Here is a 12898-nt window from a genome sequence, read left to right on the forward strand (position 1 = left end):
AATCCTGCGGTACGTCACTAGCTCATTTGCCAGTGTCCCCGCTCAATACTACTTATCATGAAAGGAACAGAGTTAATGATTTACTTTGACAACAGTGCTACAACGAAGGTGGCACCGGAAGTTTTGCAAACTTACGATACGGTCAGTCAAAAGATCTGGGGTAACCCGAGCAGCCTCCATAACTTCGGCGAAAACGCCTGGAACTTGTTGGAACAGGCCCGGCAGCAAATTGCTAAGCTAATGGGGGTCAAGCCCAGTGAGATTATTTTCACCAGTGGTGGCTCCGAGGGTGATAACTGGGTAATCAAGGGAACCGCGATGGCCAAGCACCGCTTCGGCAAGCACATCATTACTACCAGTGTAGAACATGCGGCGGTCCACAACCCGATGGAGCAGCTGAGGGAGTTAGGCTTTGATATTACCTATCTGCCGGTTGACCGAGCGGGCCGGATTAATCCGGCCGATGTCAAGGCTGCCATCCGTCCCGATACCATCCTAGTTTCAATCATGGCGGTTAACAATGAAATTGGGACAATCCAACCGATTAAAGAGGTTGGTGAGATCTTGAAGGATTACCCTAATATCCACTACATGGTGGATGCAGTGCAGGCTATCGGCAAGGGAATCGATGACCTGGTCTTCAGCGATCGGGTTGACTTTGCCACCTTCTCTGGTCATAAGTTTCACGCCCCGCGTGGTACGGGCTTTGTCTACATGAAAAGCGGGCGGAAGCTGGCTCCACTAGTTGCCGGTGGTGGTCAAGAGCGAACAATGCGCAGTGGTACTGAAAACACGCCGGGGGACGTCGCCATGGCCCGGGCTATTCGATTGGTCAAGGAGAATGAGGCGGCGGCCGTTAAGCGTGAGCAAGCCATTAAGGAACGGATTTACGACCACCTTCGTCGTTTTGATCATGTCGAGCTGATCTCCGGTCGGGATAAGGGCTTTGCTCCACATGTTCTTTGCTTCGCCATTCCCGGTGTTCGGGGCGAGACAATCGTTCATGCCTTCGAAGATAAGGGTATCTACATTTCTACGACCAGCGCCTGCTCTTCGAAAAAGCATTCTGAGGCGGGGACTCTGGCTGCGATGAAGGTCCCTGAGGAGATTGCTACCAGTGCAGTTCGGATCAGCCTCGGTGATCAGAATACCCTGGCGGAAGCTGACCAGTTTAATCAGGTTTTCGATGAGCTTTATGCTGGTTTTCAAAAGATTATTGATTAGTTAGAAAATAACGCTTGAAAGGAGGAATTACACATGCAATATACCGAAATTATGGTTCGTTATGGCGAGCTATCCACCAAGGGTCATAATAAGAAGTCATTCATCGACCGTTTGGGTGACAATGTTCGGCACGCCCTGCATAGCTTTGATCAGGTCAAAGTTCACGCCCAGCGAGATCGTTTGCACGTTGAGCTCAACGGTGCGGACTATGACCAGGTGATGGACCGGTTAAAGCTGGTCTTTGGGATCCAGAACTTTTCGCCATCGATCCGGGTGGAAAAATCTTTTGACGCCACAGCCAAGGCGGCTGCCCAGATGATCGAAGAACAGGTCGATCATCCAATCACCTTTAAGGTTGAGACACGGCGGTCAGATCACCACTTTGAATTAGACACCTTCGGAATGAACAACCAACTAGGGGGGTACCTGTTGGCGAAGTTCCCCGATAAGCTGAAGGTTGATGTTCACCACCCGGACTTGACACTGCGGGTTGAGATTCGGCTTAACGGAATCTACCTATCCAGTGAGACGATCAAGGGGGCTGGTGGAATGCCGGTTGGTACCGCTGGCAAGGGCATGATGATGATGTCCGGAGGGATTGACTCTCCAGTGGCTGCCTACCTGGCGATGAAGCGGGGCGTTTCCTTGGAGATGGTCCACTTCTATAGTCCGCCGTACACCAGTCCACAAGCGTTGGCCAAGGCTCAGCAGCTGACGGAGCGGTTGGCTAAGTATAGTGGTAACATCCGCTTTATCCAGGTACCATTCGCCGAAATCCAGGAAACCGTTAAGGAGAAGGTTCCTGAGGGTTATCTGATGACGGTTCAGCGACGAATGATGCTTCGTTTGGCAGCTGCCCTAATGGTTAAACGCCACGGTCTGGCAATCTTTAATGGGGAGTCTCTCGGTCAGGTGGCTTCCCAGACAATGGAGAGTATGTTAGCAATTAATGACGTTACGACCTACCCAGTGTTGCGGCCGGTCCTTTCCTATGATAAGACTGAGATTATTAAGATCGCCGAGCAGATCGGCACCTATGATCTTTCTATTCTGCCATATGAGGACTGCTGTACGGTCTTCACGCCGCCATCGCCAAAGACTCGGCCAAGCGTAGAGCGGGCTCGCAAGTACGAGCAGCGTCTGGATATCGACGGTCTGATGAAGCGGTCGCTGGATGGTATCAAGATCACCAACATCCACCCAGGTGAGGACTTCCTCAATCAAAACGAGGACGTTTTTGCTGAATTGCTATAATCGGCGCTTGACGCTCAGCAATAATTTAGCTATGATACAAGCATAATATAAGCGATGACCGAAATAGTAACGGAGTACTACGATTCACCAGAGAGGGTTGCTGCTGGAAAGACCTGGATCAGCTTCGCGAATGTAGCTCGGGAGCTGGTTTGTTGAAATTCAGTAGGCAGACCCGGTTCATTTACCGTTATTAAATGAACAAGGGGGGCAGTCCACTAAGACTGCTCAACGTAGGTGGTACCGCGAAATCAATCGTCCTATCTGTTTAGATAGGGCGATTTTTATTTGGTTACCGTTTTTATACTCAGAAACTTAACTTTGTAATTTGAAAGGAGCGATTATACGATGACAGCCGATAAGGAAATGTCAACAAAGTATGATCCGACCGCCGTTGAAGCCGGTCGTTACCAATGGTGGATTGACCAAGGCCTCTTCAAGCCGAGTGGCAACAAGAAGGCTCACCCATATTCGATTGTTATTCCACCGCCGAATGTTACTGGAAAGTTGCACCTGGGCCATGCCTGGGACACCACCCTGCAGGATATGCTGATCCGTCAGAAACGGATGCAGGGTTATGATGTCCTCTGGTTACCGGGGATGGACCATGCCGGGATTGCTACTCAGGCGAAGGTTGAGGCCCGCTTACGCAAGCAGGGAATTTCCCGTTACGACCTCGGTCGGGAAAAGTTTGTTCAACAGGTCTGGGACTGGAAGGACGAGTACGCCGATATTATCCATAAGCAGTGGGCCAAGCTCGGGATTTCCGTTGACTACGACCGTGAACGCTTTACCCTGGATGAAGGGCTGAATAAGGCGGTACGCAAGGTCTTTGTTGATCTCTATAACAAGGGTCTGATCTACCGGGGAACCTACATTATCAACTGGGACCCGCAAGCACGAACGGCCCTATCTGACATTGAGGTTATCCACAAGGATGATAAGGGGGCGTTCTACCACGTTAAGTACCCATTTACCGACGGGACGACCTTTAACGGCAAGGACTACATTGAGATTGCCACGACCCGGCCGGAGACCATGTTTGGTGATGAAGCTGTTGCTGTCAACCCGAATGACGACCGTTATAAGGAACTGGTCGGTAAGCACGTCCGGGTTCCACTGGTTGACCGGGAGATTGAAATTATCGCTGACGATTATGTAACACCGGACTTCGGGACTGGGATGGTTAAGATCACCCCGGCACACGACCCGAATGATTTTAAGGTTGGGAAGCGTCATAATCTGCCAGAACTGAACACAATGAATGAAGACGCCTCGATGAACGAGAACGCTGGTAAGTACCAGGGGTTGGATCGGTTTGCGGCCCGCGAGGCAATGGTTAAGGATCTGACCGACCAGGGCTACATGCTCAAGGTTGTTCCAATCGTCCATTCCGTTGGTCACTCTGAGCGGACCGGCGTCCAAGTGGAGGCTCGTCTGTCTACCCAGTGGTTCGTCAAGATGAAGCCACTGGCTAAGCTGGCCCTTGATAACCAGAAGACGGCCGACAAGGTTAACTTCATTCCAGGGCGGTTCGAGCACACCTTCACTCAATGGATGGAAAATGTTCACGACTGGGTTATTTCACGGCAGCTCTGGTGGGGGCACCGAATCCCGGCTTGGTACCACAAGAAGACTGGCGAAGTCTATGTTGGCATGGAAGCACCAAAGGATGCCGAGAACTGGACTCAGGATACCGATGTGCTGGATACATGGTTCAGTAGCGGTTTGTGGCCATTCTCAACGATGGGCTGGCCAGACACCGATTCACCGGACTACAAGCGTTACTTCCCGACTAGTACCCTGGTTACTGGCTATGACATCATCTTCTTCTGGGTATCCCGGATGATCTTCCAATCCCTGGAATTCACCGGCAAGGCCCCGTTTAAGAATGTCCTCCTGCATGGTTTGATCCGTGACGAGCAGGGCCGGAAGATGAGTAAGTCTCTGGGTAACGGGATCGACCCAATGGACGTTATCAAGAAGTACGGGGTCGATGCTCTACGGTGGTTCCTGATCACCGGATCGACACCGGGTCAGGACATCCGTTTCTCCTACACCAAGATGGATGCGGCCTGGAACTTCATCAATAAGATCTGGAATGCTAGTCGTTATGTCATCATGAACCTTGGTGACATGGCGGCACCGGTTCTGCCCGACAAATCTAAGTGGGACCTGGCTGATCGCTGGATCCTCAGCCGGTTGAACGCTACTATTAAGCAGGTCAACGAGCAGTTTGACAAGTTTGAATTCGGCGAGGCTGGTCGGGCCCTGTACAACTTCATCTGGAATGACTTCTGCGACTGGTACATCGAAATGACCAAGGAGAAGCTCAACAATGGAACGGATGAAGAGAAGGCCGACACTAAGAATATTCTAGGTTACGTCTTAGATCAGACCTTGAAGCTGATGCACCCGATCATGCCGTTCGTTACCGAAAAGCTTTGGTTATCGATGCCACACGAAGGCAAGTCGATCATGGTGGCCAAGTACCCAGTGGCAGATGCCGCCCTTAATGACCCTGTTGCCACCGAGCAGATGAGCAACCTGATTGCAATGATTAAGGCCGTTCGGAACATCCGGAATGAGGCCAACGCACCGATGTCTAAGCCGGTCGACATTCTGGTCAAGGTTGATAATCAGCACCTTGGTGACATGCTTAATGCCAATCGGGACTACATCGACCGCTTCTGTCATCCGGCTGAGCTGACCATCAGTACCGATGTTCAGGCTCCAAAACTGGCTATGTCTGGTATCTTGGCTGGGGCTGAGGTATACATCCCAATGGCCGAATTGGTCGACTTGGATGAAGAACGGGCTAAGATGAAGAAAGAGATTGCTAAGCTTGAAAAGGAAGTGCAGCGCTCCCAAAAGAAGCTGGGCAACGAAAAGTTTGTCAACAACGCGCCAGAAAAGGTTGTTGAAGCAGAGAAGCAAAAGGCCGTTGAATGGCAGCAGAAGCTTGATTCGGCCAAGGAACGCCTCGCTTCGCTAGAAGAAGCCTAACCAACTAAAAGATGATTGTGGTACCATTTCAGTATTACAACCATCTTTTTTTATTGAAGGGGATAAGATAATGATTCAAAACTACGCCGACGCCCTTGCTTTTATTCACGGGCGGACGAAATTCAAGAAGATTCCCACCCTCAAACGGATGCGGCGCTTTTTAGCTGAATTGGGTAACCCTCAGGCTGGCCTGCACTACATCCATGTGACCGGGACTAACGGAAAGGGATCGACAGTGGCGATGCTGCGGGCAATGCTGCTCGATTGTGGCCTGACGGTCGGTAGCTTTACCTCACCCTTCATCACTCGCTTTAACGAACGGATTGAGTACAACGCTACCCAGATCAGTGATGCTGATTTGGTGCGGTTGACCCAGCGCTTGGAGCCGATAGTCGCCAAGCTGGACCGTGAGCTGCCGACTGGTGGACCAACTGAGTTTGAGATCGATACTGCCTTGATGTTCTGCTATATGGCCGAGAAAAGACCGGATGTTGTCCTGCTAGAGGTTGGCATCGGTGGGCTGTATGACTCTACCAATGTAATCATTCCTGACGTCAGTGTGATCACCACGGTTGGTTGGGACCATATGAAGTATCTTGGCAATACCCTGTCAGCGATTGCGGCTCAGAAGGCCGGAATCATCAAGCCGGGAGTTCCGGTGGTTATTGGGGCGCTGCCGGCGTCTGCTCGTAAAGTCGTTGCTCAAACGGCTCAACGGCTAGGTGCACGACTATACGAATTTGGTGAAGACTTCGCGGCACTCAAGCTTAACGGTCATGGCTTGCGGGCCCAGTTACAGTACGACGGTGGGTCAATCCACCACGGTCACTTTCAACTTGGCCTGGCGGGGGATTACCAGGTAGAAAACGCGGCAATTGCCCTGACAGCGGCCCAGCTTTTTCTGAAGGCTATCGGGGTGCCACTTGATCAGGCAGCCTTGCGGCAGGGACTGGCCGCTAGTCAATGGCCAGGCAGGATGGAGATCGTCAACACCACGCCACTGGTTCTTCTTGATGGGGCTCACAACCTGCCGGGAATGCAGGCACTGGTAGCGTCGATCCGGGATGATTTTGCCGATCGTGACGTCTACATCTTGGTTGCCATTTTGGCCGATAAGCAGTATGACCTGATGCTGGGTGAGTTAGCTAGTCTGGGCAATGTCCACCTGACCGTCACTAATTTTGCTGGCCCTGGGCCCAAACGGCCCAGTGCCGATCTAGCAGCGGTGGCTGACCGCTTATCCAGCCGCTACCCGATCCACGTGGCGACTAACTGGCAGGCTGGCTTTTCGCAGGTTGCTAGCCAGCTTAGTGCAGAAGACGTTATGATTGTGACGGGGTCGCTCTACTTTATCTCGGATGTGCGCCGCTTATTTGACGACTAATTGTCCTGTTGCCGTATTTATCTAGTGAGCAGATAAATATAAAGGAGCGATGAACATGAATGAATACCAGGAATTGTTGAGGTATAGCATTCCCAATGCAACAATCGGTGATGAGCCTGGCTATCGCTATATACTGGACCATTACCCGACGCCGCTGGCCCTCCGCGAGATGACTGAAGACGAGCGAATCAGCCTTTGTCAGGGCAGTACAACCCTGACGGCATTCTTTGCCGCCGTTCAGCTGGGAGAATTGCTGGCTCGGGCTCACCCAGCTGTGGAAGGGTATGCCTATTCCAGCATGGAATTGGGCCAGGCGATGATTGATCATTTTACCGGTGATGAGCAGGAGAGCGTCTGTGTGGCCTTCACTAATGTTCATAACGAAATTATCAAGTTCAAGCGGATGTTTATCGGTGGGTGCAGTGAGTGTGTCTTATACCCGGATCAGATTTTCAAGCAGGCCCTGCGTTGTTCGGCCAGCGGCCTGGTGATGATTCATAACCATCCATCAGGGGACGTCAAGCCCTCAGCACAGGACCTGGCTTTTGCAAAGCGTCTTGAGCAGGGGGGCCATCTTTTGGGAATCCAGGTGCTGGATTTCATGATTGTCGGTCATGACTGCTACTACAGTTGGCGTGAACAGCAACACTAGGGTGTAAAGTTAAAGAAAACTTTAATTTCTCTAGAAAAATCTCTTTCCTAGGTGCCGATAATGTATATTAATGTTCGTATGTCGTTACTGGCTATGGTATAATATCCACGATATTAAATTGAATTTATCAGTTAAAAACGAAGGGAAGAAGTAGATTGCTAGGAATTGGAACCAAAAATCTAGGAATCGACCTGGGGACTGCCAACACAATCGTTTACCTTGAGGGTAAGGGAATTGTGCTGCGTGAGCCATCGGTTGTTGCGCGTAATGCCAAGACTAATGAAGTGATCTCCGTCGGTTCAGACGCTCGTGACATGATCGGTCGGACACCTGAGAGCATCGTGGCTATTCGGCCGATGAAAGACGGGGTTATTGCTGATTACGATACGACCGTTGCTATGATGAAATACTACATTGAAAAGGCCCTGGGCGGTAGCAATGGCAAGCCATACGTGATGGTTTGTGTTCCAAGTGGTATCACCGAGGTCGAAAAGCGGGCGGTCATTGACGCTACCCGGGTGGCTGGTGCCCGTGATGCCTACGTCATCGAGGAACCGTTTGCGGCCGCTATCGGTGCTGGTCTTCCCGTAATGGATCCAACTGGTAGTATGGTTGTTGATATTGGTGGCGGGACCACTGATGTTGCTACGATCTCACTGGGAGGAATCGTTTCGAGCCGGTCTATTCGGATGGCTGGTGACAAGATGAACGATGCCATTGCCCAATATGTTCGCCAAAACAAGAACCTTTTGATCGGTGAACGGACGTCCGAGAAGCTTAAGTGGGACATCGGTTCAGCCTCCGTTGAAGCTGCTGATGAGATGGGTACGACTGAGATTCGCGGACGGGATCTGGTTACCGGCCTGCCAAAGACGATGGAGGTTTCAGCTAAGGATGTTTCCATTGCCCTTCAAGACGTGGTTGAAAATATTATTACCGCTATCAAAGGGACGCTGGAAGAGACGTCGCCAGAAATTGCCGCTGATGTAATCGATCATGGGATTGTGCTCACCGGTGGGGGTGCGTTGTTGAAACACCTGCCAGATGTAATTGCGGATGCCACGAAGGTCCCAGTCTTTATTGCCAACGATCCGCTTGATTGTGTGGCAATTGGGACTGGTGAATCCCTTAAGAGTATTGACGTAATGAAGAAGAAGTAATCAAAATCGGGTAGTGGTCTGCCCGGTAAGTAGGCGGGGCTGGTCGCAAAACGATTTGTTTTGTCTAGCCGCGCTTTTGTTATTTGGTAAATTGCATTTGGAGGATTATCATGCGCAAGTTCTTTTCCAATCGCCGGTTGGTTATCATTGTGATAATTCTGGTGGTCTGCTTTGGCCTGATGGCGGGGTCGGTTGCTATGCGTAACCGGCGGAATACGCCGCCATTGATCCAGCAGTTTGGCAATGACATTATCGGCTTTGCAGATAGTGCCGTTGCCCTACCGGTTAATTGGCTCCAGACCAGTTTCAGTTCGGTCAACGACCTGATGAATACTTACTCAGAAAACCGGGAGCTGAAGCAACAGGTTACGGACCTCGCCCAGACAAAGGTGCGGAACCAGGCCTTGGCTCATGAAAATAAACAACTAAAGCAAGAGCTCAAACTTAACAGTTCAATGACTGATTACGATACGGTTACGGCTGCTGTTCTGATGCGGACCCCGTCGGCCTGGCAGCAACAGCTTGTGATCAACAAGGGTCAGTCCAGTGGCATTAAGAAAAATATGCCGGTTATGAGTGATGGCGGCCTAATCGGTCGAGTGGCCGAGGTTAACAAGACTAACAGTAAGGTCGAATTGCTCAGCGACACTAGCGAATCATCTAATCGGTTCGCCATCTCCATTCACGGTACGGACGGGGTTGTTAATGGGATCATCACTGGCTATAACGCCTCCCGCAATGAACTGGTTATGGGGCAGGTCAGCTCCAAGGCTAAGATCAAGAAGGGGGCTCGGGTAACCACCAACGGTATGGGTGGAATTACGCCTAAAGGTCTATACGTCGGCAAGGTTTCTCGGATCGGCAAGGATGATTATGGCCTGGCTCAGAAGGTTTATATTACTCCGGCAGCAAACTTTAATGATATTAACATCGTTACGGTTGCTGAATCGGCATCTCAGGAGTGATGAAGCATGTATCGATTATCACGATTAAAATACGTTTTTCCCGTGGGCTTGTTTGTGTGCCTGTTTCTGGATGGTGCGCTAAGCCACGTCTGGGCACCGCTGTTTTTCCACTATCCCTATTCAATGGCCAGTGAACTGGTTCTTTTATGGCTGACTTTGGCCTATTTCTTTGAGAATGGCATTGAGATTCCACTGATCCCGTTCGCAGCGGCCGCAGGGATTGTGGCAGACTTGTATGGGTCGGGAATCCTCGGCTTGTATATGTTCCTATTTCCGTGCATTGTGGGGCTGACGACCATCCTGTCGAAGTACTTTTCCTCGTCGTTTCTGTCGATGATCATGATTTTCTTCATTGACTTGGTTGTTTTTATCACCCTCAATTACTGGGCTTACTCGCTAGTCGGGATTACGTCAACCACGTTCGGTGATTACTTAGTCTATGTCCTGGCACCAACCCTGGCATTAAACCTAGTGTACTTTGTGGTTCTCTATTGGCCCATCCGAGCAATCTTTAACTGGGCTACCAGCGAAAAAACGGCCTAAACGGTCTTGACAAGTTACTGAGAAGCGTGTAAGATACAAAACAATCAATATCACGAACGACAATGAACAGACTAGTAGGGTAGCATTAGTTGTCAAGCGAGTCCCGTTAGATGGGAAGGGACCTTCTAAGATGCCTGAATCACATCTGTGAGTTGGTTTCCTGAAGCGACAGTAGGGGAACCCGGGGAAGCCCGTTATAGCACGGAGTTTAATTTTGAACTCGCTAAGGTTGATACTCGTGAGGGGTCAACAAGATGAGGTGGAACCGCGGAAACGCCCTCGTAGCCATTTGGCTCGAGGACGTTTTTTGTTTAACGGTTATAAAATTGAACTTACCGAGGTGGCAGCTGTGAGGCGGTCACGAACATGGGGTGGTACCACGATTGATTCGTCCTCTAGGATTTAGGTCCTAGGGGATTTTTTGTTTACTGTCGTTTGGCGCTTGAAGATGAAGGAGGATTTGATATGCAATACGTTACTGAGATTTTGCCATCATTATTACAAGGGGCGGGACTAACCCTCCAGATTTTCTTCTGGACCCTGGTTTGTTCGCTGCCACTGGGGATCCTGGTCAGCCTAGGGTTAATCTCTAAGATTCGGCCTCTGCAATGGGTTCTTGAGATCTATGTTTGGTTGATGCGGGGGACACCGTTGCTGCTACAGCTGATCTTTGTCTTCTACGGCCTGCCGATTATTGGGATCGTCTTCCAACGTTACGATGCCGCCTTAGTGGCCTTCATCCTTAACTATGCGGCCTACTTTGCTGAGATCTTCCGCGGTGGCTTTCAGGCCATCGACGAAGGGCAGTTTGAGGCAGCCCGAGTTCTACGGTTGAGCTATTGGCAGACCCTGCGTAAGATAGTGATTCCTCAAGTGGTCAAAATCGTTATTCCGTCCATTGGGAACGAGGTCATCAACCTGGTTAAGGATTCATCCTTGGTTTACGTCATTGGTCTGGGCGACCTGCTGCGGGCCGGTAACGTTGCCACTGCCCGGGATGTCACCCTGGTACCGCTGCTCCTGGTCGCTGTAATCTACCTGATTTTAGTGGGAATCTGCACCTTGGTTCTGCGGAAGGTTGAACAGCGTTATTCGTACTTCAAGTAATGTAGGAGGAATTGCCAATGTTAGAAGTTAAGAATTTATACAAGAGTTTCGGTGACCGGGTCATCTTAGATAACGTTAACTTAACGGTTAAGGATGGCGAAATCCTCAGCATCGTTGGTCCATCTGGGGCCGGAAAGACGACCCTGCTGCGTTGCATCACGGGGTTAGAAACGGCTGATAAGGGTGAATTTCTGATTGATGGCAAGCCCTTTGACCCTCAGGGAACGGCGGAATCCGACCGGGTGATCGGGGTTGTCTTCCAGGACTATAATCTCTTTCCCAACCTGTCCGTGATGGAGAATATCACTCTGGCACCGACCCTGGTTTTGAAGAAGTCTAAACAAGCGGCTGTCAAAGATGCCCAGGACTTGCTTGAAGAACTGGGGCTGAACACCAAGGGTGACCTCTACCCGTGGCAGTTATCCGGTGGACAAAAGCAGCGGGTGGCTATCGCACGTGCCCTGGCGATGAGCCCGAAGATTCTTTGCTATGATGAACCTACCTCCGCTTTGGACCCCGAGATGCGCAAAGAAGTTGCTAAAATCATTATGGGACTCAAAAAAGACGGGATGACTCAACTGGTGGTTACCCACGATGTTGACTTTGCTAACGAGATCGCCGATGATATTTTGAAGGTCAGAGCCCTCGATAAGTCCTTCAATCAGATTCAAGACGTTGATAAGAAACAGTCATAGAAGGGAAGGGGAAGCATATGAAAAAGTTCAAAGCAATTTGGCTATTATTACTGCTGCTAATTCCCACCTTGTGCCTGACTGGCTGTGAAAGTGTCACGACGCGAGCCAACCACCAGGATACTTGGTCTCGGATTGAGCGTCGCAAGAAAGTTATCATCGGCCTCGATGATAGTTTCGTACCGATGGGCTTCCGGCAGAAGAACGGGAAACTGGTCGGCTATGATGTTGATTTAGCCCGGGCTGTCTTCAAGCAGTACGGGATCAAGGCGGACTTCCAGCCGATCGATTGGTCGATGAAGGAGACTGAGCTGAAAAACGGGACAATTGACCTCCTCTGGAATGGTTACTCTGTCAACGCCAGCCGCCGCAAAAAGGTCGCTTTCTCTCGTTATTACCTTGCCAACCGGCAGGTCCTGGTAACCTTGAAGCGTGACCACATCAATAACCTCAACGACATGCGGGGCAAGACCCTCGGCGTACAGACCGGCTCAACCGGAGATACGGTCTTAAACGAACACCCTAAGTTATTGAAAAATAAAATTAAGGGTAAGACCCCGGTTATGTATGATACCTTCCCCAACGCCTTTATCGACTTGAACGCCGGACGGATTCAGGGGATCCTGATGGACGAGGTCTACGCCAACTACTATGTCAAGCACCAGAAGGATCCGGGTGCCTACCGGGTCGAGGTCAATAAACAGTTCCCGGTAGAATACTTTGCGGTTGGTATGCGTAAGGGCGACAAGACATTACGGACTAAGATCAATGATGGGCTTGGTCGCCTGCAACGTGATGGCCAGTTAAAAGCGATTAATGAAAAGTGGTTTGGGACGGATAGCACCTTCCTGGGCCCCGATAACAACTGATATTTAATGCATGTAAAGCTGGTGGAATGAAAAATCACCAGCTTT

Annotated in this window: 11 protein-coding genes and 2 other annotated features; all 11 genes read left to right on the forward strand. The window is 50.5% G+C overall.

From position 1 onward, the window contains the following. The first annotated feature begins 75 nt into the window (after positions 1 to 75). The 11 genes from CK797_RS07075 to CK797_RS07125 all read left to right on the forward strand — a co-directional run bounded on the left by CK797_RS07075 (position 76) and on the right by CK797_RS07125 (position 12853). A complete protein-coding gene (locus tag CK797_RS07075; protein WP_104689059.1) occupies positions 76 to 1224 on the forward strand; it encodes a cysteine desulfurase family protein in 1149 nt (382 codons plus the stop codon). 33 nt (positions 1225 to 1257) lie between these two features. Further along, entirely contained in the window at positions 1258 to 2478 is a 1221-nt protein-coding gene (gene thiI, locus CK797_RS07080; protein ID WP_104689060.1) for a tRNA uracil 4-sulfurtransferase ThiI, read from the forward strand. A gap of 45 nt (positions 2479 to 2523) precedes the next feature. Continuing rightward, positions 2524 to 2741, forward strand: a binding site (T-box leader). Positions 2742 to 2823: 82 nt separating this feature from the next. Continuing rightward, positions 2824 to 5481 (forward strand): valine--tRNA ligase, encoded by a 2658-nt coding sequence (locus CK797_RS07085; RefSeq protein ID WP_104689061.1) that lies wholly within the window; start codon positions 2824 to 2826, stop codon positions 5479 to 5481. A gap of 70 nt (positions 5482 to 5551) precedes the next feature. Then, entirely contained in the window at positions 5552 to 6865 is a 1314-nt protein-coding gene (locus CK797_RS07090) for a bifunctional folylpolyglutamate synthase/dihydrofolate synthase (protein WP_104689062.1), read from the forward strand. Between the two features lie 55 nt (positions 6866 to 6920). After that, a complete protein-coding gene (locus CK797_RS07095) occupies positions 6921 to 7517 on the forward strand; it encodes a JAB domain-containing protein (RefSeq protein WP_225365040.1) in 597 nt (198 codons plus the stop codon). 155 nt (positions 7518 to 7672) lie between these two features. Continuing rightward, positions 7673 to 8677: a rod shape-determining protein gene (locus tag CK797_RS07100; protein ID WP_104689064.1), complete on the forward strand. Its 1005-nt coding sequence runs from the start codon at positions 7673 to 7675 to the stop codon at positions 8675 to 8677. A 110-nt stretch (positions 8678 to 8787) separates the two neighbouring features. Continuing rightward, positions 8788 to 9642, forward strand: a complete 855-nt coding sequence (gene mreC, locus CK797_RS07105) for a rod shape-determining protein MreC (protein ID WP_104689065.1) — start codon at positions 8788 to 8790, stop codon at positions 9640 to 9642. A 6-nt stretch (positions 9643 to 9648) separates the two neighbouring features. Then, a complete protein-coding gene (mreD, locus tag CK797_RS07110) occupies positions 9649 to 10185 on the forward strand; it encodes a rod shape-determining protein MreD (RefSeq protein ID WP_104689066.1) in 537 nt (178 codons plus the stop codon). 53 nt (positions 10186 to 10238) lie between these two features. After that, positions 10239 to 10584: a binding site (T-box leader), on the forward strand. Between the two features lie 66 nt (positions 10585 to 10650). Further along, positions 10651 to 11292 (forward strand): amino acid ABC transporter permease, encoded by a 642-nt coding sequence (locus CK797_RS07115; RefSeq protein ID WP_104689067.1) that lies wholly within the window; start codon positions 10651 to 10653, stop codon positions 11290 to 11292. 17 nt (positions 11293 to 11309) lie between these two features. Beyond that, positions 11310 to 11987 (forward strand): amino acid ABC transporter ATP-binding protein, encoded by a 678-nt coding sequence (locus CK797_RS07120; protein WP_104689068.1) that lies wholly within the window; start codon positions 11310 to 11312, stop codon positions 11985 to 11987. A 17-nt stretch (positions 11988 to 12004) separates the two neighbouring features. Then, a complete protein-coding gene (locus CK797_RS07125; protein ID WP_104689069.1) occupies positions 12005 to 12853 on the forward strand; it encodes an amino acid ABC transporter substrate-binding protein in 849 nt (282 codons plus the stop codon). Positions 12854 to 12898 lie beyond the last annotated feature (45 nt).

Source organism: Limosilactobacillus pontis (assembly GCF_002940945.1).
Classification (GTDB): domain Bacteria; phylum Bacillota; class Bacilli; order Lactobacillales; family Lactobacillaceae; genus Limosilactobacillus; species Limosilactobacillus pontis_A.

Excerpts from the sequence above, each read along its gene's own strand:
- CK797_RS07120 (WP_104689068.1), top strand. The coding sequence starts at position 11,310 with ATGTTAGAAGTTAAGAATTTATACAAGAGTTTCGGTGACCGGGTCATC.
- CK797_RS07090 (WP_104689062.1), top strand. The coding sequence starts at position 5,552 with ATGATTCAAAACTACGCCGACGCCCTTGCTTTTATTCACGGGCGGACG.
- CK797_RS07075 (WP_104689059.1), top strand. The coding sequence starts at position 76 with ATGATTTACTTTGACAACAGTGCTACAACGAAGGTGGCACCGGAAGTT.
- CK797_RS07095 (WP_225365040.1), top strand. The coding sequence starts at position 6,921 with ATGAATGAATACCAGGAATTGTTGAGGTATAGCATTCCCAATGCAACA.
- CK797_RS07115 (WP_104689067.1), top strand. The coding sequence starts at position 10,651 with ATGCAATACGTTACTGAGATTTTGCCATCATTATTACAAGGGGCGGGA.
- thiI (WP_104689060.1), top strand. The coding sequence starts at position 1,258 with ATGCAATATACCGAAATTATGGTTCGTTATGGCGAGCTATCCACCAAG.
- mreD (WP_104689066.1), top strand. The coding sequence starts at position 9,649 with ATGTATCGATTATCACGATTAAAATACGTTTTTCCCGTGGGCTTGTTT.
- CK797_RS07085 (WP_104689061.1), top strand. The coding sequence starts at position 2,824 with ATGACAGCCGATAAGGAAATGTCAACAAAGTATGATCCGACCGCCGTT.
- mreC (WP_104689065.1), top strand. The coding sequence starts at position 8,788 with ATGCGCAAGTTCTTTTCCAATCGCCGGTTGGTTATCATTGTGATAATT.
- CK797_RS07125 (WP_104689069.1), top strand. The coding sequence starts at position 12,005 with ATGAAAAAGTTCAAAGCAATTTGGCTATTATTACTGCTGCTAATTCCC.